The organism is Sphingomonas asaccharolytica NBRC 15499 (assembly GCF_001598355.1).
GTDB lineage: Bacteria > Pseudomonadota > Alphaproteobacteria > Sphingomonadales > Sphingomonadaceae > Sphingomonas > Sphingomonas asaccharolytica.
The window spans coordinates 36851-57215 of record NZ_BCYU01000022.1; the positions used below are offsets into that span (position 1 = coordinate 36851).

The window sequence follows — 20365 nt, forward strand, 5'->3', positions numbered from 1 at the left end:
AAACTGTCGCCCTAACGCCCAACACGACGCGCTAGTTACGCGACTGTTGGCCGTCTGAGAGCCGACGCTTCGTCCGTCAGGATTACCGAAGGCCCCTGCGCGAAGGAACACCATTCTGCGACTTTTCTTCGCGTGCCTTGATGACATTCAGCTCATCTTCAGCGCGGTGAAGATCCGACTGGAGCTGTTGGATATCCTTGCCTTGGTCGACAATTTTGGACGTTGTAGTGCCGACTAGGGTTAGCGTTGATTGAAGAGCAGACCGCGTAGACAGGAGCTGCGAGACCATAGTAGCCGCAGCCCCAAAAATGCCCAATATACCAATGCCAGTGAGAAGGGTTACCTTATTACTGGCCTTTTTTGCACTGCGCTTTGCATCACTAGCCTTGCGTCCAGTCCGAGCTATCGCATCTGGAATCGCATTCTGCAGCGATTGGTAACTCATACCTCGTTGAAAAACGTCGTGACCCTTTCGGGCGCTTGCGAGGTAATCGGCGAGTGATTTGTTGAGCTTTCGCTCAGGAAATTTGACTAACTGCCCGCTGCGTTCGGGTCGATTGGCTCCTGAAGCTGTCCAACGATCAACAAGCGATGTTTTAGTGAACTCAGCCCAGATAAAATCTTCGCCAACCTGTAGGATGTATGTGTTACTCGTTAGATTATGGAGAGGTACCATCAACCTTCCCGAAAATCCTGGATCTACCAGAGGTCCTGTGCCGAGCAGAAGACCTTTGTGAACTAAGTCGATATGCAGATTGAACCGCACGGCCATATAGTTGGGAAGCTGAAACAGCTCAGCCGTACGAACATAAATCAAGGAATTTGACGGGATAACAACCGCGCTACCATCATTGAGCGAACGGAGGGGAGACTTATCTGGCTCATCAGGATCCCAGAATGCGATCTCATTGCCTACGCTCAGGGGGTAGGAAGCAGTTTTTCTCTTATTTGCGTCATACGGATATACCATTGCAGTAGTGCGTGCATAGTCGTCTATGTCAGCCGCGTTCAACAGAGACGGCGCAATTTCAGGGAATGGATCGACATCCTTCCAAGTTTCGAATTGCGTATTTGCTGCTATCAGCTCAGATGAAGGAGCTTCGATTAAGGGCGTAGCTGGCGAAGTGTCGGTCTCTTCCAGCGCACCTGGCCCATCATCGGCAAGCTCGATGTGGCTTCTTCTGGCCAGCCATTTTATGCCGCGGACATGGACGGCTTCCTTTTTCTTCGGCTTCTTCATTGGCCCCGCCTTCGAATTGCGCAGATAGATATGCGATCGACCGAAGGCCGCGTCAAAGCAAAGGTGTAATAGGGGGTATGCAAGATCGATACGTTGGCGATGCAGGAGACTTTGCAAAATATTCTTTGCTTCGGGCGCTAGCCACCGGCCGACCGAACCTCAGCCTGGGTGTGCTTTGGTATCTATATCCTGACGAACAGCACAACGGCGATGGACGACACATTAGCTATCTGGATAAGCAGGATCTGAAAGCTCGCGACAATTACACGTTTTGTGGGCTTGAGCGGATCGTTCGTTCGGGCAATCGGTCGGTCGCCGCGGTTGAGGCGGCGGCCCTTCTTCCAAATAGCGTGTTCTTTTCAGACCATGTCGCTATTCGCGATAAACCGGCGGCTCGTCTGGCGCATCGAGCGTCCTGGTACGAAAATGGGCTGAGGGCGCTTAAGGGGCGGGACATCATTTTTTTCGATCCCGACAATGGCATCGAAACAGCGGCGTTGAAGCGCAGCGATCACCGCGCCGGCAAATACGTTTTTTGGTCAGAGCTTGGAGCGGCGTGGGCTTCGGGTTCGTCTCTGGTGGTGTACAACCATCTCAATCGAAGCGCGCCGGCAACCGTTCAAACCGCGCGGCTGCGAGCTTCGTTCGAGGAGCGACTGCCGGGGATCGGGCTATTAGCACCATTGCTATTTAGGCGTGGCTCATGCCGCCATATGTGGGTGGTCGGTCAGCCGCGTCACGCTCGGCCGCTGACCAAGCGACTAAATCGCTTCATGGCGAGTGGTTGGTCGGTCGACGCGGAGTGGTCGACTGGCGAGCGAGCGTGAAATAGGCTCTAGCTCTGACTTTGTAGCTCGAGCACGACGGTTTTGTCCGGCGACACGCCGACCCAGTCGATACGCTGCCCGATTGCAGCGCTGATATCGTCGACAAAGCGCTTCGCCTTAGCAGTCAGTTCACCGCCAACTACTGCCGGGTCAACATAGTCGAGATGATTGAGCACGATCCTCGACGGTCGATTGACCGCGATCGCCTGTTTCACGATCTCGGGGGAAAATTGACCGACGCGCCGAGGCGCTTGTGTAACCGTCGTCAACTCGGTGAGGTCTCGATCGATCCCGGCTTCGAGCGCGATCGCGTCCCAATTTGTTTCGTGCGGCAGGGGGCCTGACTGACGTCCAGCCACGCGAATGGGATGGCATCGCAGCACCAGAATAACGTCGTCGACGTCGAGGGGGCTTAATCCAGCCTCCGCCACAAAGCTGCCCGCCGTAGTGTCGCGACTGGTCGCTTTAGGCCATGCTTCTGCGTGCAAAACGGAAAGGCCAAACCCCTGCGTACCCTCGATTATGATGCGTTTATCCTGGTCTAGCAGCGATCGAGCTATGGCAGTGGTATCTTCTAAAAATTCTGCCAAAGCCGGAATGTCTTCGGCTTGAACCGCTGGCGGCAAATTGCCCGCACCGCGGGCCACGCGCGAAAGGACTGCTGCGCCGGTGCCTGATTGGGTAGAACCAATCGCTTCGCGAAGCGCGGTCTCTCGCTCCCACGCTTTGTGTTGTTCCGTAATTATGTGCGCAAACGGGCTAATCTTAATTTTGGCGCGATCGTATCCGAGTTCATCGATCTCACGAAAGAGGAGGTCGATATCAAGGTACGAACCGGCCGGAATGAGAATTAGAAGATTGCCGTCGACAGCGCCGGCCGGCAGCTGTCGAAGCGCAAAGCGTCGTCCATCGCGCGCAACACCGATATGACCGGAATTCGAACCGCCGACGCGCATAACCGCAGCAACGGATGCATCGGTACGAGCAACGTGAAGCGAGGTTTTCCCTTTGCCTTCAGAACCATATTGCCCACCAACGACGACGGAAATCGGCATGCCGTTATAATACCCCCACATCAACCACTTCGAGGAAGCGATCTACTTCAGAAGCAAAGTGCGCCAATGTAGCGTCATTATCAATAACATATGAGGCAAGCTGACCGAGCGTGTCGATCATCGCCTCAACCGGTTGCGCTTCGGCGGTTTCAAACCGCACACGGTCGTCATGACTGTGTGCCCCCGAACGCTTCAGCCGTGCATCGACCGGCGCGGTAATATGCAAATGAACGAACCGATTACCGAAACGCTCAATCAGATAGGCGCGATCTTCAGGCCAGCGAAGACCATCGATCACAATGCGCGTAGCCGCCCCAACGCGACTCAACGCCTGCTCACAAAGCCAAGCCTGACCGCGTTGCTGGTGTATCTCAATACCGACTTGCTGGCGCGTCGGTCGATCGAGTGGAAGGCCCTGTGCCTTGATCTCATCGTCGATTACGAGGCTGAACCGCGTATAGGCAAAGCCACGGTTTTCGATCCAATGTGCTGCGGTAGTTTTCCCCGCAGCGATGCGACCACTCAGCCCTATGACTAGCGGCGTGTCGGGCGCGCTCAAATCAGGTACGATCAACGCACTCTCTCCTTCGCCGCCCAAAGCTTCAAATTTGCCGTCGAGAAGAAACGTCCCAACGAGTGCGGATGTGATCGCATCTAGTTCGTCATGGCTAGGAATTTGCTCGACGAAATCCCCTTCAATGCCAAATTCGGCTAGGCCGCGCTGAAGCCACTGAACGCCGGCTCCCTTGCGTGGTATTCCCATGATATCCTGCGCGGCGCCAGGATAGCTTTCGATGACAGGGATACCAGCTTTGCGGAGGCGATTTGCCAGCCGGATTCCGCGCTCAGTGAGTTTCTGCATACTCGGTAGCAGGCAAGGATAGACATTGATCCCCCGCCGTTTCAGCGTGCGTTCGCTCTCGCGCATGATACCAAATTGAGCGCGGCTCGGATCGTCGTCACCCACATGTAGTCTGCCTTTAGGAAGGCAGAGTGGAGAATCGATGGACACTAGATCTGGCTTAATCGCCAAGATGCGTTCCACCATCTCGTCGTCGCTGCCGATAAGGTTGGTCGTCGCCTTGCGCCCTTGCAACATGCAAAAACCTGAGGGCTTTTGCTCCGAGCCGGTCAGGTCGACCCCGACAACGAGGGATTGGCTCGCTGGCCGATCACCAAACACCAGATCAAACGACGCAGCGCGGTCGAGCACAGGCTGGTCAGGCCAGGCGCGGTCGTTGAGCACCTCGAGCAGTGCAAAGTGATCAGTTCCACCGAAGGGGAACACTCTTATCCAGAAATCCTGATGCTCGACCTGATCAACCACATGATCAAGGATCCGACACATGCCTTGGATGTCTGCCAAATTATATCTGACAAGGAGCTTCAGTGCGTCGATATCACCGCGCAAAAAGCGATGCCAGAGCAACACCGCTTCCGCTCCATCGATGCCTTCCAATCCAGTGCGAACATTAATCCCAAGCTCCTCTTCGACAAGTTTCTGGCCCCCTGACAGACCAATGCGACGGGTCGCGTACCGCAGATCGATGTGAGTTGCCGGTATGGCAGCGTCATCAAACGTTTGAAGCAAAAATGGCACGTCAAACAACGTTCCATTGAACGTAACCAGCGTATCTGCAGAGCTTAGAGCTGCGAGCAGAGGCTGAGGATCGTCGCCTCGAATATACACGTCATATCGGCCATCGAGCATGTAGCCGACGATTGTAATTTCATCGTAATAACGGCTTAGGCCTGTCGTCTCGATATCAAGAAATAGAACTGATTTTCCGTCGCCGACCGCTGACAACAACTGGCGATCCGCCCGCAATCGCGCAGTAGCAGGCAGGGAGCTGCGCTTTGGGCGATTATCAACTGACGGGTTAGACATTGATGACCAGCTGCTCTCCGAACGGGTGACGAGAATCGCTATGCTAGTTAGTCGTCTGCCAAGGATCTATCACCACCCTGACGCCGAGGCGAGCGACGACCAAACTTGAACGGATATTAGGAACGCGACGAAAATCGTTCATAATACGTTCCATATAGGAATGAATCGTGACTATTGAACAATGTCGGCGAAGGGCGCCTTTGGCTTCAGCCGATCACCGGCCACGAGGCTGACGCGGGGCATCTGGAACGGAAAGGCTGGGACGCAAAGCAGCCGTCGGCGACGATTATGGGGATTACTCGGCTTGACGCGCCCCAACGAGAAATGCCCATCGCCCTCCGCATACGCGCCCCAAAACCCCGATAAAATTAGGACTCCCACCCCCGCCGTGGTATGATGGTTCCTGCCTCCAGACTCCCACCGGGTCGGAGCGCTTCTAGAAATTGTTACCGGGTATGGCTCGCGTTTCGTGAGTCTCTGGCTTCCGAAGGCTTCGGCCATGGAATTTTTTACGCCCGTATCTCATGATGCTTCCAGCAGCCTTGGCATGGCGCTGGTCTTCTCCTCGGCAACGCCGCTTCTTCTGCTTGACGCCAACCTCGCATCAAGGCTGCCAGCGGCTCGTTCTGCAGCGCCTTCGCGCTCGATCCGGACAAGGTCGTCGGTGCGGGGCTGGCGAGCCTTGGATCGGGCGAATGGGGGATGCCCCAGCTTCGCTCGCTCCTGGCGGCGACCGCCGCGGGCGATGCCGCGATCGATGCCTATGAACTGGATCTGGTGCGCCTCGGCAAGCCGACGCGCCGGTTGATCGTCAATGCCCATCGGCTCGACTATCTCGGGTCGGACGATGCCCGGATCGCGCTTGCCGTGCTGGACGTGACGGAGGCGCGGCTGACCGAAAAGCTGAAGGACGACGCCGTCCGCGAAAAGCAGATCCTGTTGCAGGAGCTTCAGCACCGGGTGGCGAACAGCCTTCAGATCATTGCCAGCGTCCTCATGCAAAGCGCGCGCAAGGTGCAGTCGGATGAGGCGCGCAATCACCTGCAGGACGCGCATCATCGGGTGATGTCGATCGCGACGCTCCAGCGCCAACTCGCGACGGCCAATGCGGGCGACGTGGTGCTGCGGTCCTATTTCAGCGACCTTTGCGACAGCATCGGGGCGTCGATGATCTACGATCATCAGCTGCTCGAGCTCAGCGCGGTGGTCGATGACAGCATCACGAGCTCGGACGTGTCGGTCAGCCTTGGCCTCATCGTGACCGAGCTGGTGATCAATGCCCTGAAACACGCTTTTCCGGAACGAACGGGTCCGGGGAAGATCGTCGTCGAATATTGGTCGCGGCCAACCGCGTGGCGGCTGAGCGTCGAAGATGACGGCGTCGGCATGCCCGGCGACCACGCGACGCGGAAGCCGGGACTGGGCACCGGCATCGTCGATGCCCTGGCCAAGCAACTGGACGCCTCCGTGACCATCGCCGACACCAATCCGGGCACGAGGGTGGCAATCATCCACCTTAACGCGCCGGCTGCGGCACTTTAGGCGCAGCGGCTCGTTCAGCCGACAATCATTGCAGGGAATTCGTGCCGATGACCGATCCCGTGTCGCCGTTGTTGCTGTATGTCGAAGACGATCCCCTGATCCGGGAAACGATGGTCGAGAGCCTGGAAGAAGCGGGCTTCGAGCTGCTGGTGGCCGACAGCGGTGACCGGGCGGTGGAATTGCTCGTCGCGCACGCCGCCGACTTGCGGGGGCTGATTACCGATGTGAACCTGGGCGACGGGCCGGACGGCTGGGCGATTGCCAAGGAAGCGCGTCAATTGATGGCCGGTTTGCCCGTGGTCTATGTCAGCGGCGCCAGCGACCATGAATGGACATCCGAGGGCGTGCCGGGAAGCACCATCATCGCCAAACCTTTCGCCTCTACCCAGCTGGTCGTTGCCATCTCCGCGCTATTGGTCGTCTCGGACCATTGAGGCGGGAACCGCGGTAGCGGACTGAACCCGCGATGGAGCGGCCGGGCTCGGCGCAGCGCCGCACTACCCTGCACGCGGCAGCCGCCGGCCCGCACTCGCCATGATCTGGCCGCATGAGCCCTTATATGGCGACGATCATGCCTCGATACCGCGGGCATCGACAGGGGGACCGCATCGTGCCTCGACCATTTGAGACTGCCGGGAACGAGGCCGACCTGCGCCTGGCCATCGAGCTTGCGGCGCAGGGCTTCGTTCGCCCGGTGCCAGGCGCGATCGACTGGTTGCCGGCCGTGGTGTCGGATCCGGAGTGGAAGGGCTTCGCCGAATCGTGGAACCGGCTCGGCCTCGATCGCTACATGGCCGATGGTGGCCGCTATCGCCGGCGGCGCCATGCTGCCCTGGCGATCACCCCGGACGCGATCGTCCGAAAGCCGCACCAGCCGCATTATCAGAGCCGCGACTATAATCGGCTGAACGGCGACGTTCAGCGCTGGTTCGAGCCGATCGAGGACGGCATTGTCGACAGCCCGATGATGCGGCACCTGCTTCGCGGCGCGACCGATTGCTTCGAGCGCGCCGGCGAGGGCGATGCGGCGCGCCCCTGGCATGTCGAGCTCCACCAGTTCCGGATCGAAGCCAATGCGCATGAGCCGGGGCGCCCGACTCCGGAAGGAATGCATCGCGACGGCGTCGACTGGGTATTGGTGATGCTGATCGATCGGGTGAATGCCGATCAAGGCGTCACCGAAATCCGCATCGCCGGCCGGCCGGAGATCGACCGCTTCACCCTGGCGGCACCGGGCGACACCGTGCTGCTGGACGATCACCGCGTGCTGCACGGCGTGACGCCGATCCGGCCGATCGATCCGGACAGACCGGCGTATCGAGATGTCTTCGTTGCGACGTGGAAGGAGGAAGACGCGGGCTGAGCGCCGGGGTTCGGCCGTGTGCCCGTGCTACGCAAAGAAAAGGCCCTCCCCGCTCGCACGGGAAGGGCCTTCAATCTCAACTCAGGCTGAGCTCGTGATTACGCCCCAGCCGGCGCCGGATTCCCGAACGGACCCGACGGGCGCCGCGTCTTCGGGATCGAGGTCCCGCTGCTCGGCAGGGTCGAGGTCGTAGCACCCGCGTCGGGCCGGTTGATGTCCTCGCCCGCGGCGATCGCCTTGATCTCGTCGCCGGTCAGCGTTTCGTATTCGAGCAGCGCGCCGGCGATGCGGTGGAGCTGGTCGACATTCTCGCTCAGCACCTGGGTCGCGCGCTTGTGGCCGCCGTCGATCAGCGACTTGATCTCGCTGTCGATCATCAGCGCGGTCTCGTTCGACATATTGTGCCGCTGGGTCTGCGAATAGCCCAGGAACGTCTCGCCCTGCTCTTCCTCATATTCCAGCGGGCCGAGCTTGTCGGACATGCCCCAGCGCATCACCATCGCGCGGGCGAGCTTGGTCGCCTGCTTGATGTCGCCCGACGCGCCCGACGAGACCTTGTCGTAACCGAAGATGATCTCCTCGGCCGCGCGCCCGCCCATCACGGTGGCGAGGTCGGCGTACATCTTGTCGCGATGGTACGAGTAGTTATCGCGCTCGGGCATCGACACGACCATGCCGAGGGCACCGCCGCGCGGGATGATCGTCGCCTTGTGGATCGGGTCCGACGCCGGCTCATGGATGCGGACCAGCGCATGCCCCGCCTCATGATAGGCGGTCATCTTCTTTTCCTCGGGCGTCATGACGAGCGATTTCCACTCGGTGCCCATGATCACGCGGTCCTTGGCGAGCTCGAACTGCGCCATCGCGACCAGCCGCTTGCCCAGCCGTGCCGCCATCAACGCGGCTTCGTTGACCAGATTGGCGAGGTCGGCGCCCGACATGCCCGGCGTGCCGCGCGCGAGCGTGCGCGCATCGACGTCGGGGGCCAAAGGCACTTTCTTCATATGGACCTGGAGGATCTGCACGCGGCCCTCGATATCGGGTAGCGGCACGGTCACACGGCGGTCGAACCGGCCCGGGCGCAGCAGCGCGGGGTCGAGCACGTCCGGCCGGTTGGTCGCGGCGATGATGATGATGCCTTCGTTGGCCTCGAACCCATCCATCTCGACCAGCAGCTGGTTGAGCGTCTGTTCGCGTTCGTCGTTACCGTTGCCGAGACCAGCGCCGCGATGGCGCCCGACCGCGTCGATCTCGTCGATGAAGACGATGCACGGCGCCGATTTCTTGGCCTGTTCGAACATGTCGCGCACGCGGCTGGCGCCGACGCCCACGAACATCTCGACAAAGTCCGAGCCGGAGATGGTGAAGAACGGCACGCCCGCTTCGCCCGCGATCGCGCGCGCCAGCAAGGTCTTGCCGGTGCCGGGCGAGCCGACCAGCAGCGCGCCCTTGGGGATCTTGCCGCCCAGCCGGGCGAATTTGGTCGGGTCCTTCAGGAACTCGACGATCTCCTGCAATTCCTCGCGCGCCTCATCGATGCCGGCGACGTCGTCGAAGGTCACCTTGCCCTGTTTCTCGGTCAGCATCCGGGCGCGGCTCTTGCCGAAGCCCATCGCGCCGGATCCGGACGATTTCTGCATCTGGCGGATCACGAAGAACGCGATCGCCAGCATCAGCACGAACGGCAGCGACTGGACGAGCAGATATTGCCAGATCGACGGCGTTTCCTCGGGCTTGGCGACGACCTCGACATTGTTGTCGATCAGGCGCTGGACCAGATTGGGATCGGGCACGCCGGCATTGGTGCTGAAGGTCGTATTGTCCTTCAGCGTGCCCTTGATCGCGGTGCCGGCGATCTCGACCTTCTTGACCGATCCGTCCTTCACCTTGGCGACGAAGCCCGAATAGGACAATTGCTGGCCCGCGGGCGTGGTCGCGCGGTCGCCGAGCATTGCCACCAGCACCGCCAGCGCAACCGCGATCCCCACCCAGAGCAACAGGTTCCGGGCCCAGTTGTTGTTGCCGCCGTCGGGGCCGGGCTGCTTGTCGTTGTCGTTCATCGTCGCAAGATACCTTTCGTGCCCTTAAAGATAAGGCACCAAGCCTTAATGGCAATGGAACAACGTCGATCAGAGCAATCGACGCGGTGGGGCTTTGCCAAAGCGCCACCGTTTCGCCGCGATCGGCGTCGCGAGGACATCGCCCAGCATCGCAGTGTCGCCCGATTCCAGCGCGTTGACCATCCGTACCAATGCAGAGCCGCGGATCTCCGCCGCGGGGTCGATCTGGCGGACGCAGTGCTCGACCAGGCGGCGGACCAGCTCGAACGGCAGATCGTTGGGGTCGAGCAGCAGCGAATCGTCCTCCGCCGCGACGCGATCCGTCCCAAGCTGACGCACCATCCAGCCGATCGCTTCCTCGGCGTCGGCCAGTGCCGAGGCGCTTGCGGCGACTCGAGCGGGGTCGATCCAGTCGATCGCGGCGAGGTGCTTGCGCAGCCGCGCGCGGTCGAAGCGGTCGCTGACATTGCTCGGATCGTCGACCGCGACGATTCCCGCCGCTGCGACGATCGCACCCAGCTCGGCGCGCCGCCAGCCGAGCAGGGGCCGGATCACTCGCCCGCTTCGCGCGCGTACCCCGGCCAGGCCGCCGACCCCGGCGCCGCGGTTCAGCCGCATGATCAGCGTCTCGACCTGGTCGTCGGCATGGTGCGCGGTGGCGATGTGCGTCGCGCCGACGGTGTCGGCATGGGCGTGGAGCAACTCGTAGCGCAGCGCCCGCGCTCGCGCCGACAGATTGCCGGTGTTGCCCGCGCGATCGGGCAGCGTGCCGCGCAGCACGGCATGATCGATCGCGCGCGCGCCGCATAGATCGGCCACCCAAGCCGCCTCGTCCGCCGCTTCGGGGCGCAATCCGTGATCGACCGTTGCCGCGACGCAGCGCTCGCCGAGCAGGGCATGGGTCAGCAGCAGCAGCGCCAGGCTGTCGGGCCCGCCCGAGACTGCGACCAGCACGCGCGCGGTCGCCGGGGCGCACAAGGCGGCAAGGTCGTCGGCGAACCGGTCCAGCGCAGCCGGGTCGACCGCGCGCGTCAGCTCAGGTGCATTTGTTGGCGGCACGGCCCTTGTCCGCGTCGGCCTTCTGCGCGGCGGTCAGCTTGGCGCCATAGACGTCGCCCAGCTCGGTATAGACGCGGCAGATGTCGGTGCGCGGCTTCTTGAGCACGGTCAGTGCCTTGGCCAGGTTGAGCAGGCTGTCGGCGGCGCGCTCGCCATCGGGCAGCTTGGAATAATTCTCGTAATAGATCTGCGCCGCCAGATTGGGCTTGCCGTCGTCCATATAGATCGTGCCGAGCAGATTCTGTGCGCGGCTGACCAGGCGGTGGCCGGGGTATTTGCCGGCATAGCCCTGCAGTTGCGCCTCGGCCTCGGGATAGAATTGCGCCTGCCACAAGCGATAGGCGTAATTATACGCGTACATCGCCTTGTCGACGGCGTCCTTGCCGGCGGGCTTGGGGATCGCGGCGACCGCCTTGGCGCGGTCGGGATCACTGGCGGCGGTGGCGGGCTTGGGCGTGGGGCCGGCCGCGGGCTTGGGACCGGACTTGACCGGGCCTGGCGCGGGGCCATCGGTCACCGCGGCGGGATCGGCATCGCCCGGTGGCGGCGCGCCGCGATCCTCCAGCGCCTTCAGCCGCGCATCGGTCGCGCGCTTGTAGGCGGCGAAATCGGCCTCGAGCTGCTGCATCTTGTGCTCGTCGGTTTCCAGCCGCCCGGTGAAGCCGGTCAATTCGCTCTCGATCGAGCTCACCCGCTGTTCGAGATCGGCGAGCGGCGCGCTCGCCGGTGTGCCTGCCGCGGTGACCGGCGTATTGTCCGGACCGATTTCGGGCTGCACCAGTGGGCCCGACGTGCGCGACACCACGCGCTCGACCGTGTTCATCCGCTTTTCCAGCTGGCCCAGCCGCGCATCGACCGATCGGTCCTGCGCGTGCGCCGGCGCTACGATCGTCAGGCTCGCCGCCGCGATCATGACCGTCGTCAACAAACTACGCATACTCATCCCCAGATTGTCCCGCTGTGGTTAACCTACCCCGGAACGCCTGTCCGCGCCACTATATGTGGTTGGCGTCATTGCCCGATTTGAATCCCCGCAAGCGGCTTTTAATCCGTCCGGCCTAAGGCGCCGATGTCGGCGCCGCGGCGGGCAGCGATACCGGATCCGGCGTCGCCACGGTGCGCGGCGTTGCCGAGGCGGCAGGCTTGTCGCTGGGCTGGCGGAAGAAGTCGGGGACTTCGTTCGATCCTGCACGCTTGCCCGGCTTCGCTTCGGTCGTCGGGGCAGCGGCGGCCGGAGTCGGCACGGCGGCAGGCGCTGCGGCATTCCCGCGCGCCTGCAATGCCGCGGCGCTGATCGGCACGTCCTTGATCGCGCGCTTGCCGTCGCCCAACGCGGGCACGGCGGATCCGTTGATCGTCACCTGCAATTTGTCAGGCCGGCCGATATTGATCATCGGATTGGCGGCGTCGGTCGGCAGCGAATATTGCTCGCCCGGCTGCATCGTCTTCTGGATCAGCGTCTTGCCGGTCGCGTCATAGACGCGCAGCCACACCGCATCGGTCGCGGTCAGCACGACTTGGCCGCCGGCAACCGGAGCGGGAGTCGGTTCGGGCGCGGCGGCGATGCTGGCCGATGCATCGGGCGTGGCGAGCGCCGCGGGCTCCTCGCCGGTGCCGCGCAGCCAGGTCGTCCCGTACCAGATGCCGACGCCGACCAGCAGCACCAGGGCGATGATCGCGGCGATCCCGGCGATCCCGCTCGACGGCACGCGGCGAGGATCGGTCGGCTCATATTCTTCGAACCGCGTCGTCGGCGACAGCGGCATTTGCGGGCTCAGGCGAAGTTCGGCGGCAATCGCCCGGTCGTCCAGGCCGACGGCGCGCGCATAGGTCTTGGTGAAGCCGATCGCATAAGCCGGGGATGCCATCCCCTCCATCCGGTTATTCTCGATCGCTTCCAGGTGACGCATCGGCACGCGCGTCTTGTTGGCGATGTCGGCCAGGGTCAGCCCCAGTCCCTCACGCGCCTCACGCAGCTTGTCGCCCACGGTCTTGGGGAATAGCGACGCCTGATCGGGTGCGCCCGTCGCTTCGTCCTCGTCCATTACCTTCTCCGGCGAATAGGGGGTTGCGACCTTGAATCGCCATCCGCCGGTGACGGCTGTCGGCCAAAGCGGGTAAGACTGTCAACGGCTCGTTAGCGCGTTTTCGCCCCGGCTCAGGCCAGCTCGACGTGGTTTTTGACTGCCCAATCGGTCAGCACCCCGCGAATGTCGCGCGGCGGCTTGGCCAGCAGTCCGTCCATGAAGCGCATCGCCTTGCCGCGATCGAGGCTGCGCACCATCGCCTTGATCGGGCCGACCGCCGCCGGGGTGATCGACAGCCGGTCGATTCCCAGCGCGATCAACGCCATCGCCTCGAGCGGACGCCCGCCCATCTCGCCGCATACGGTCAGCGCGACGCCCGTCGCGTCGCACGGCGCCACCACCCGCTTGAGGAAGCGCAGGATCGACGGCGACAGCCAGTCGTAGCGCTCGGCCAGCTTGGGATTGGCGCGGTCGGCGGCGAACAGGAATTGGGTCAAATCGTTGGTGCCGACCGACAGGAATTGGATATTGGGCAGCAGCAGATCGAGCTGCTCGGCGAGTGCCGGCACTTCGAGCATCGCGCCATAGCGGATCTCGCTCGGCAGGCGCTTGCCGCGCTTGCCCAGCCATTCGCGCTGCGCCTCGAACAAAGCCTTGGCCTCGTCCAGCTCCCAGGCTTCGCTGACCATCGGGAACATGACGTTGAGCTGCCGGCCCCCGGCCGCCTCGATCAACGCGCGCGCCTGCGCCTTCATCAACCCGCCGCGTTCGAGCGCGAGCCGAAGCGCGCGCCAGCCCATCGCCGGATTTTCCTCATCCTCGTCGTGATGGTTGAGATAGGGCAGGGCCTTGTCGCCGCCGATATCGACCGTGCGGAACACCACCGGCTTGTCGCCGGCCGCTTCGAGCACGTCCTTGTACAGCCGCAATTGCCGTTCGCGCCGCGGCAGGGTCGCCGATACCAGGAACTGGAATTCGGTGCGAAACAGGCCGATGCCGTCGGCCCCGGTGACGTCGAGCGCAGCGACATCGTCGCGCAGGCCGGCATTGACCATCACCGTCATCCGCTCGCCGTCGAGCGTGACCGGCGCTTCCGATTTCAACGCTGCGAATACCGCGCGGCGTTTCTGGCGGACCAGCAATTTGGCGTCGAACGCCTCTTCCATCGCCTGGGACGGACGAACCAGCACCGTTCCCGCCTCGGTCACGTCGAGCAACAGCATGTCGCCGTCGGCGATGGTCTGGCGGACGTTGCGCACGCGCCCGAGCACCGGCACGCCCATTGCGCGCGCGACGATGGTGACGTGCGCGGTCAGCGAGCCTTCTTCCAGCACCACGCCTTTTAGCCGCCGCCGGTCATATTCGAGCAATTCGGCCGGGCCGAGATTGCGCGCGATCAGGATCGTGTCCTGCCGCAACCCCAATTGCGCCGCCGTGCCCATCTGTCCCGACACGATCCTGAGCAGCCGGTTGGCCAGATCCTCGAGGTCGTGCATCCGGTCCTGGAGCAGGGGATCGCCGATCTGGCGCATCCGCATCCGCGTGCGCTGCTGGACGCGCTCGATCGCCGCCTCGGCGGTCAGGCCGGAATCGATCGCCTCGTTGATCCGCCGCGACCAGCCTTCGTCGTAGGCGAACATCTTGTAGGTCGCGAGCACCTCTTCATGCTCGCCATCGACCCCGAACTCGGCCTGTTGCGCCATGCGGTCGATCTGCTCGCGCATCTTGTCGAACGCGGCATAGACGCGATGGCGCTCCGCCTCGATGTCCTCGGCGACGGTATGCTCGATGGTGATGCGCGGCTGGTGATAGACGGCACGGCCGATCGCCATCCCCTCGACCAGCTTGAGGCCCTCGAGCCGCGTCGCCGCGGTCGATTGCGGGCGCGTCGCGCTGTCGCCGCGCTGGTCGATCAGCCCGGCATTGGCGATCAGTTCGCTCAGCACCATCGCGACCGTCTGCAGCGCCTCGATCTCGACGTCATCGTATTTGCGCGGATCGGCATGTTGCACCGCCAATACGCCGACCGCCTGTTCGCGGCGGATGATCGGCACGCCGGCGAAAGAGTGAAATTCGTCCTCGCCGGTTTCGGGGCGATAGGCGAAATCGGGGTGCGATGCCGCTTCGTCCAGGTTCAGCGTCTCGACATTCTGCGCGATCGTGCCGACCAGGCCCTCGCCCAGCGCCATCTTGGTGACGTGGACCGCCGCCTGGTCGAGCCCGCGCGTGGAATAGAGTTCGAGCAGCCCTTCGCGCAGCAGATAGATCGAGCAGACCTCGCTATCCAGCGCCTCGCCGATGATCCGCGCGACCGCGTCGAGCTTCGCCTGCGCGGACGATCGCGCCGCCATCACATCATGCAGGCGGACCAGGATTTCTCGTGCGGACGCAGCGGCGGTAAGCGGCATGGCGAAGCGCTAGCAGGTTGGCGGCAACGGCGCCATGACCGGACATTCGAAGAATTGAGGTATCCTCCAAGCACCAGACGCGTCATGCCGGGTTCGTCCCGGCATCCACCGTGCAGCAAGTCCTGATCAGGTCGCAACGCGGCCGATCCCGGCCCGCGACGGAGTGAGGCTGGGACTTACCGAAAAATCGCCGGATCGACCTTCAGTATAGGCACCGTCGAAGCGGGGATAACCCGAACCGGCGCCACCGCCGCGACGCTCACCCCTGGAGCCGCCTGCCGCTGATAGCGCCACGCATCGTATGCCCGATAGAAGTCGACGAACGGCCGGTCGAGCTCGGCCAGTGCCGACGGCGCGTAATTTGCCAGCCCGTCCGCGGTGACGCCCGGCAAGGCGTTGAGCACGCGATCGGCCGCCGCGCAGAAGCCGTCGCGTACCGGCGCCAGCGCGTAGTGATTATAGAGACGCGTCATTGCGTCGTCCCAGGCATCCTGCGGGTCTGCCGCTCCGCTCGCGCGCAGTTCCTTGAACGCGGCGTCCTGCGCCCCGGCAAACGCCACGCGCCGCCCGCCGAGCAGCGCATTGTAGCGTGTGGCGATCGTATCTCCGGCTGTTCCGCGGCAGGCCAATGCGGCAACGTTCAGCGCGACGCGCAGATGCCATATCGCGCCTTGCGTGCTCAGCCCGAGACTCGGCGTCGGATAGCTGCCATCGGCGAGGGGCGCCGGGATCGGCATGTTGGGCGACGCACCCGCGGGCATTGCCACGGCGACGGGTGCGGGCTGAAGCAGAGGCGGCGGCGCGACCGCGATCGGCGTGGCCGCGCGATGCGCGCATCCGGCGATCAGAACGGGCAGAATCAGCACGCGTAGCAAGCGAACCATCGACATCTCCATCATCGACCCAGACGTTGCGGCGAAGATGGTTAAGATGCGGTTCGCGATATTGGCATCGACGGTCCGATCGCGACGGCCCATGGAATTTTCAGAGGGTCCACCACGGTGGCGTCCCCATGAATCCGATACTTCCGCGCGCGCTCGTCACCGGCCGTTGCCAGCCCGACCAACTCCGATCGATCGTCATGGCGGAACCGGATGCGCCGTCGAGTGCTGTGCTATTGGTATAAAAGGGGTTTGGTATGGACTTGAAGAGCTTCCTCAAAAGGCTGGGTCCCGGCGTGGTCACCGGCGCGGCCGACGACGATCCGAGTGGGATCGCCACCTATTCGCAGGCCGGCGCCGCCTTTGGTCCGGTGCTGCTGTGGACGATGGTGCTGACCTATCCGTTGATGAGCGCGGTGCAATTGATCAGCGCTCGGGTCGGCCGCGTGACGGGACACGGGCTCGCCTGGAATTTGCGCCACATCATGCCGCGATGGATCGTGATGGTGCTGGTCGGGCTGCTGTTCGTCGCCAATACGATCAATATCGGCGCCGACCTTGCCGCGATGGGCGACGCCGCCCAATTGGTTGCAGGCGGCGGTGGCCATCTCTTCACCATCGGCTTCGCAATCTTCTCGCTGCTGCTCCAACTCTTCATTCCCTACCGCAAATATTCGTCCTTCCTGAAATGGCTGACGATGGTGCTGCTCGCTTACGTGGCGCTGATATTCATCGTGAAGGTGGATTGGGCCGCGGCGCTGCACGGCATGGTCGTTCCGACGATACCGGGCACCGCGGCGGTGACGGTGGTCGTCGCCATCTTCGGGACTACGATCAGCCCCTATCTGTTCTTCTGGCAGGCGTCGCAGGAAGTTGAGGAAATCGACGTTGTCGAGGAGCGCGAGCCGCTCAAGATATCCCCCGATCAAGCGGCGGACGCCGAAGTCCGGATGCGCTATGATACGTTCGCCGGGATGGCGATTTCGAACCTCGTCGCCATCGCCATCATGCTGGGCACCGCTGCCACCCTCCATGCTTCGGGCAAGACGGACATCCAGACCGCCGCCGACGCGGCCAAAGCGCTGGAGCCAATCGCCGGCCACTTCGCCTTCGCGCTGTTCAGTCTCGGCATCATCGGCACCGGCCTGCTGGCGGTGCCGGTGCTCGCCGGATCGACTGCTTATGCGATCGGCGAGACGGCCGGTTGGAAAACCGGCCTTGAGCACAAGCCGCGCAAGGCCAAGCTATTCTATGCCGTGATCGGCGTGGCGATGGCGCTCGGCGTCGGCATCGACTGGTCGCCGATCAGCCCGATCAAGGCATTGTTCTGGAGCGCGGTGATCAATGGCGTCGTCGCCGTGCCGATCCTGATCGGAACGATGCTGGTCGTCTCCCGGCGATCGACCATGGGCGACTTCACCGCATCGACAGTGTTGAAGCTATTCGGCTGGGCGAGCACCGCCGCGATGGCGGTGGCGGTCATCGGCATGGTCGTCCTGCCGGGCTAGACTTGGTTCGCACCGATCCAGCGAAGCTGAAAAGAACTCGAGCGAGGGAGAGAGAAGGAGGAAGTGATGGATTGGCTGACAGCGCTGATCGGACCCGATGACGGCAGCGCCACGACATGGCAATTCTGCGTCCGGGCGTTGCTGCTGCTGCCCTATGGCATCCTCTGCATTCGCATCGCCGGGCGGCGGACCTTCTCGAACCTCACGCCGCTCGACATCTTCGTGGCGATCGTCGTCGGGTCGAATATCAGCCGCGCGATGACCGGCAAGGCGCCGTTCGTATCGACCCTGGCCGCGACGCTCCTGCTCGTCGCGCTGCATCGCTTGCTGGCGATGGCGACGGTGCATTCGAACCTGCTGGCGCGCTTCATCAAGGGGCGTCCGGTCGAATTGGTCCGCGACGGCAAGGTCGATCGCGCGGCGCTGCGGTCGAACCATCTCAGCGACGACGATTTGATCGAGGGGCTGCGGATGGAACAGACGGCGCGGGTCGAGGATGTCGCACTCGCCACCTTCGAACGCGGCGGCAAGATCAGCGTCGTGCCGAAATCGAAGATGCGGGCGGCGTGATGCGGATCGCGACCTACAATGTGAATGGAGTCAATGGGCGCCTGCCTGTGCTCCTGCGCTGGTTGTCCGAAGACCTTCCCGACGTGGTATGCCTGCAGGAATTGAAAGCGCCTGACGAGCGCTTTCCGGAAACGGCGCTAAACGATCTGGGATATTCGGCGGTCTGGCACGGCCAGAAAAGCTGGAACGGCGTCGCGATCCTCAGCCGCGTGGGCGAGATCCACGAAACCCGTCGCGGATTGCCGGGTGACCGCGCGGACGATCAAAGCCGCTACCTCGAGGCCGCGATCAACGGCGTCATCGTCGCTTGCCTCTATCTGCCCAACGGCAATCCGCTGCCCGGACCCAAGTTCGATTTCAAGCTTCGCTGGTTCGACCGGCTTAGGCAGCACGCGCAATCGCTGCGCGACGCGGGCGTGCCGGTCGTCATCGCCGGCGACTTCAACGTCATGCCGACCGAGCTCGACGTCTACAAACCCGAACGATGGCTCGACGACGCGCTGTTCGCGCCTGAGGTCAGGCAAGCCTATGCCGGCTTATTGAAACAAGGCTGGACCGACGCGCTTCGGTCGCGCCACCCGGACGAGCGCATCTATACCTTCTGGAAGTATTTTCGCGGCGCGTTCGAACGCGACGCCGGCCTCAGGATCGATCACATCCTGCTCAGTCCCGATCTGGCGCCGCGGCTAATTGACGCGCAAGTCGAGAAGCGGGTGCGCGGTTGGGAGAAGACGAGCGACCATGCGCCCGTCTGGATCGAGCTCGCGAATCCGTGAACGGATAACGCCGCCCCGTCAGATCTTCGACTTCGGCTTGGGCGTGGCGAACGTCGCCCTGTCCCAATAACCGCGCTGGAGCGCGATCCGGCCGTCGATCACGTGGAAGAAGGCGCAGCCGAGCCGGTCCTGCGGATCCTTCCATTCGAGGATCGCCCATTCGCCGTCCTCGAACAGATTGACCGGCACGCATTCCATACTCGCGGCGGCGAATTCCTGAGCAAAGCGTTCGCGAATTGCCGGTCGGCCCTGGACCGGACCGATCGCGACCTGATGGTTGATGGCATCGTCATGATAGAGCGCGGCGAGCGCATCGGGATCGGCGGCATTGAACGCCGCGATCCAGCGCCGCACCACGCCCTTGGGCGTAGCAATGGGAAGGCTCATCGGAAGTTGTCGGCGTAGCTCTGCAGCTTGAGCGTGCGCGCGGGCGCCGGCACGATGTGGAAGGCGAGCCCGACCTTCTCGGCATAGGCCTGCGCGGCTTCCGCGGTGGCGAAGGTCAGCCGGACCTGTTCGCGCGTGTCGCCCGATCCGGCCCAGCCGGTGAGCGGATCCGGGTGCTTGGCCTCGGCGGGTTCGAATTCGAGAATCCAGCGATCGGTCCGGTAACGTCCGGACTGCATCGCGTTCTTGGGACGCTGATAGATACGGGCGGTGGGCATGACCTCTCCCTTATCCTGACTTTCCGAACCTTGCATCGGCTTTTTTGGTTCGGAGTGTCGGGTTTGCGACGGCGGGGTCCTCGGGCCAGGGATGTTTGGGATAGCGCCCGCGCATTTCCTTGGCGACTGCGGTCCAGCTTCCCGCCCAGAAACCGGGCAAGTCGCGCGTCGTCTGGATCGGGCGTCCGGCCGGCGAGGTCAGGCTGAGCACGAGCGGGATGCCATTGGCGACAATCGGGTGCGTCGCGAGCCCGAACAGGGCCTGGGGACGGAGCTCGACGGTGGGGCCGGCTTCGGCGGCATAGTCGATTGCGTGGCTCGATCCTGCCGGCGTTTCGAGCCGCGCGGGAGCGATACGGTCGAGCGCGCGCATCAAGTCCCAGCCGGCGAGATTGCGCAACGCTTCGGCGAGATCGGCGTCGGAGAGCTGCGACAGGCGACGCTTGCCGTCGAGCAACGGAGCGAGCCAGTCGTCGAGGCGGGCGGCGAGAGTCTC

19 protein-coding genes are annotated in these 20365 nt (G+C 63.1%); 7 read left to right on the forward strand and 12 right to left on the reverse strand.

Translation table 11 applies throughout. The features are described 5' to 3' along the window. Positions 1–82: 82 nt before the first annotated feature. Positions 83–1240 carry a dCTP deaminase domain-containing protein gene (locus SAS01S_RS22445; protein WP_157082714.1) on the reverse strand — a complete coding sequence of 386 codons (1158 nt, stop codon included), beginning with the start codon at positions 1238–1240 and terminating at the stop codon, positions 83–85. Positions 1241–1317: 77 nt separating this feature from the next. Between SAS01S_RS22445 and SAS01S_RS22450 the strand changes: the two genes are divergently transcribed. Next, on the forward strand, positions 1318–2067 hold the full coding sequence (locus SAS01S_RS22450; protein ID WP_157082715.1) for a hypothetical protein: 750 nt from the start codon (positions 1318–1320) through the stop codon (positions 2065–2067). A gap of 8 nt (positions 2068–2075) precedes the next feature. Here the strand turns inward: SAS01S_RS22450 and SAS01S_RS22145 are convergent, their stop codons facing one another. Together SAS01S_RS22145 and SAS01S_RS08225 are read right to left on the reverse strand one after the other, a co-directional pair. Continuing rightward, positions 2076–3122 (reverse strand): adenylosuccinate synthetase, encoded by a 1047-nt coding sequence (locus SAS01S_RS22145; RefSeq protein WP_169804920.1) that lies wholly within the window; start codon positions 3120–3122, stop codon positions 2076–2078. Positions 3123–3126: 4 nt separating this feature from the next. Beyond that, positions 3127–5010: a ribonuclease H-like domain-containing protein gene (locus SAS01S_RS08225; protein WP_084238664.1), complete on the reverse strand. Its 1884-nt coding sequence runs from the start codon at positions 5008–5010 to the stop codon at positions 3127–3129. Positions 5011–5712: 702 nt separating this feature from the next. Here SAS01S_RS08225 and SAS01S_RS08230 point away from each other — a divergent pair. The 3 genes from SAS01S_RS08230 to SAS01S_RS08240 all read left to right on the forward strand — a co-directional run bounded on the left by SAS01S_RS08230 (position 5713) and on the right by SAS01S_RS08240 (position 7915). Then, on the forward strand, positions 5713–6552 hold the full coding sequence (locus tag SAS01S_RS08230) for a sensor histidine kinase (protein WP_245656811.1): 840 nt from the start codon (positions 5713–5715) through the stop codon (positions 6550–6552). 47 nt (positions 6553–6599) lie between these two features. Next, positions 6600–6986, forward strand: a complete 387-nt coding sequence (locus SAS01S_RS08235; protein WP_066807043.1) for a response regulator — start codon at positions 6600–6602, stop codon at positions 6984–6986. Between the two features lie 176 nt (positions 6987–7162). Further along, positions 7163–7915, forward strand: a complete 753-nt coding sequence (locus SAS01S_RS08240; protein WP_245656812.1) for a 2OG-Fe dioxygenase family protein — start codon at positions 7163–7165, stop codon at positions 7913–7915. Between the two features lie 98 nt (positions 7916–8013). On the opposite strand, the gene ftsH is transcribed toward SAS01S_RS08240, so the two are convergent. The 6 genes from ftsH to SAS01S_RS08270 all read right to left on the reverse strand — a co-directional run bounded on the left by ftsH (position 8014) and on the right by SAS01S_RS08270 (position 16353). After that, complete coding sequence (gene ftsH / locus SAS01S_RS08245) at positions 8014–9975, reverse strand: ATP-dependent zinc metalloprotease FtsH (RefSeq protein WP_066807045.1); 1962 nt, start codon at positions 9973–9975, stop codon at positions 8014–8016. Between the two features lie 69 nt (positions 9976–10044). Continuing rightward, positions 10045–11034, reverse strand: coding sequence for a tRNA lysidine(34) synthetase TilS (tilS, locus tag SAS01S_RS08250; RefSeq protein ID WP_066807047.1), 990 nt, complete (start codon positions 11032–11034; stop codon positions 10045–10047). Next, positions 11012–11971 carry a tol-pal system YbgF family protein gene (locus tag SAS01S_RS08255; protein WP_157082716.1) on the reverse strand — a complete coding sequence of 320 codons (960 nt, stop codon included), beginning with the start codon at positions 11969–11971 and terminating at the stop codon, positions 11012–11014. Before SAS01S_RS08255 ends, tilS begins: the two co-directional genes overlap by 23 nt. A gap of 121 nt (positions 11972–12092) precedes the next feature. Then, complete coding sequence (locus tag SAS01S_RS08260; protein ID WP_066807051.1) at positions 12093–13079, reverse strand: helix-turn-helix domain-containing protein; 987 nt, start codon at positions 13077–13079, stop codon at positions 12093–12095. 113 nt (positions 13080–13192) lie between these two features. Further along, positions 13193–15469: a phosphoenolpyruvate--protein phosphotransferase gene (gene ptsP / locus SAS01S_RS08265; protein ID WP_066807053.1), complete on the reverse strand. Its 2277-nt coding sequence runs from the start codon at positions 15467–15469 to the stop codon at positions 13193–13195. A 176-nt stretch (positions 15470–15645) separates the two neighbouring features. Next, entirely contained in the window at positions 15646–16353 is a 708-nt protein-coding gene (locus SAS01S_RS08270; RefSeq protein WP_157082717.1) for a hypothetical protein, read from the reverse strand. 254 nt (positions 16354–16607) lie between these two features. Between SAS01S_RS08270 and SAS01S_RS08275 the strand changes: the two genes are divergently transcribed. The 3 genes from SAS01S_RS08275 to xth all read left to right on the forward strand — a co-directional run bounded on the left by SAS01S_RS08275 (position 16608) and on the right by xth (position 19204). Continuing rightward, entirely contained in the window at positions 16608–17858 is a 1251-nt protein-coding gene (locus SAS01S_RS08275; protein ID WP_066807057.1) for an NRAMP family divalent metal transporter, read from the forward strand. 66 nt (positions 17859–17924) lie between these two features. Next, positions 17925–18428, forward strand: a complete 504-nt coding sequence (locus SAS01S_RS08280; RefSeq protein ID WP_066807058.1) for a DUF421 domain-containing protein — start codon at positions 17925–17927, stop codon at positions 18426–18428. Continuing rightward, positions 18428–19204, forward strand: coding sequence for an exodeoxyribonuclease III (gene xth, locus SAS01S_RS08285; RefSeq protein WP_066807059.1), 777 nt, complete (start codon positions 18428–18430; stop codon positions 19202–19204). The genes SAS01S_RS08280 and xth overlap by 1 nt, the downstream gene beginning before the upstream one ends. 18 nt (positions 19205–19222) lie before the next feature. On the opposite strand, the gene SAS01S_RS08290 is transcribed toward xth, so the two are convergent. From SAS01S_RS08290 to SAS01S_RS08300, 3 genes are all read right to left on the reverse strand, one after another. Beyond that, positions 19223–19591 carry a nuclear transport factor 2 family protein gene (locus SAS01S_RS08290; RefSeq protein ID WP_174544949.1) on the reverse strand — a complete coding sequence of 123 codons (369 nt, stop codon included), beginning with the start codon at positions 19589–19591 and terminating at the stop codon, positions 19223–19225. Further along, positions 19588–19869 carry an NADH dehydrogenase ubiquinone Fe-S protein 4 gene (locus SAS01S_RS08295; protein ID WP_066807060.1) on the reverse strand — a complete coding sequence of 94 codons (282 nt, stop codon included), beginning with the start codon at positions 19867–19869 and terminating at the stop codon, positions 19588–19590. Before SAS01S_RS08295 ends, SAS01S_RS08290 begins: the two co-directional genes overlap by 4 nt. Before the next feature lie 10 nt (positions 19870–19879). Next, a partial coding sequence (locus tag SAS01S_RS08300) for an ATP-dependent helicase C-terminal domain-containing protein (protein WP_281179315.1) occupies positions 19880–20365 on the reverse strand: 486 nt, incomplete at its 5' end.

Excerpts from the sequence above, each read along its gene's own strand:
- SAS01S_RS08230 (WP_245656811.1), top strand. The coding sequence starts at position 5,713 with ATGCCCCAGCTTCGCTCGCTCCTGGCGGCGACCGCCGCGGGCGATGCC.
- SAS01S_RS08280 (WP_066807058.1), top strand. The coding sequence starts at position 17,925 with ATGGATTGGCTGACAGCGCTGATCGGACCCGATGACGGCAGCGCCACG.
- SAS01S_RS08290 (WP_174544949.1), bottom strand. The coding sequence starts at position 19,591 with ATGAGCCTTCCCATTGCTACGCCCAAGGGCGTGGTGCGGCGCTGGATC.
- SAS01S_RS08275 (WP_066807057.1), top strand. The coding sequence starts at position 16,608 with ATGGACTTGAAGAGCTTCCTCAAAAGGCTGGGTCCCGGCGTGGTCACC.
- SAS01S_RS22445 (WP_157082714.1), bottom strand. The coding sequence starts at position 1,240 with ATGAAGAAGCCGAAGAAAAAGGAAGCCGTCCATGTCCGCGGCATAAAA.
- xth (WP_066807059.1), top strand. The coding sequence starts at position 18,428 with ATGCGGATCGCGACCTACAATGTGAATGGAGTCAATGGGCGCCTGCCT.
- SAS01S_RS08270 (WP_157082717.1), bottom strand. The coding sequence starts at position 16,353 with ATGGTTCGCTTGCTACGCGTGCTGATTCTGCCCGTTCTGATCGCCGGA.
- SAS01S_RS08235 (WP_066807043.1), top strand. The coding sequence starts at position 6,600 with ATGACCGATCCCGTGTCGCCGTTGTTGCTGTATGTCGAAGACGATCCC.
- SAS01S_RS08255 (WP_157082716.1), bottom strand. The coding sequence starts at position 11,971 with ATGCGTAGTTTGTTGACGACGGTCATGATCGCGGCGGCGAGCCTGACG.
- SAS01S_RS08260 (WP_066807051.1), bottom strand. The coding sequence starts at position 13,079 with ATGGACGAGGACGAAGCGACGGGCGCACCCGATCAGGCGTCGCTATTC.
- SAS01S_RS22145 (WP_169804920.1), bottom strand. The coding sequence starts at position 3,122 with ATGCCGATTTCCGTCGTCGTTGGTGGGCAATATGGTTCTGAAGGCAAA.
- ftsH (WP_066807045.1), bottom strand. The coding sequence starts at position 9,975 with ATGAACGACAACGACAAGCAGCCCGGCCCCGACGGCGGCAACAACAAC.
- SAS01S_RS22450 (WP_157082715.1), top strand. The coding sequence starts at position 1,318 with ATGCAAGATCGATACGTTGGCGATGCAGGAGACTTTGCAAAATATTCT.
- SAS01S_RS08225 (WP_084238664.1), bottom strand. The coding sequence starts at position 5,010 with ATGTCTAACCCGTCAGTTGATAATCGCCCAAAGCGCAGCTCCCTGCCT.
- SAS01S_RS08295 (WP_066807060.1), bottom strand. The coding sequence starts at position 19,869 with ATGCCCACCGCCCGTATCTATCAGCGTCCCAAGAACGCGATGCAGTCC.
- ptsP (WP_066807053.1), bottom strand. The coding sequence starts at position 15,469 with ATGCCGCTTACCGCCGCTGCGTCCGCACGAGAAATCCTGGTCCGCCTG.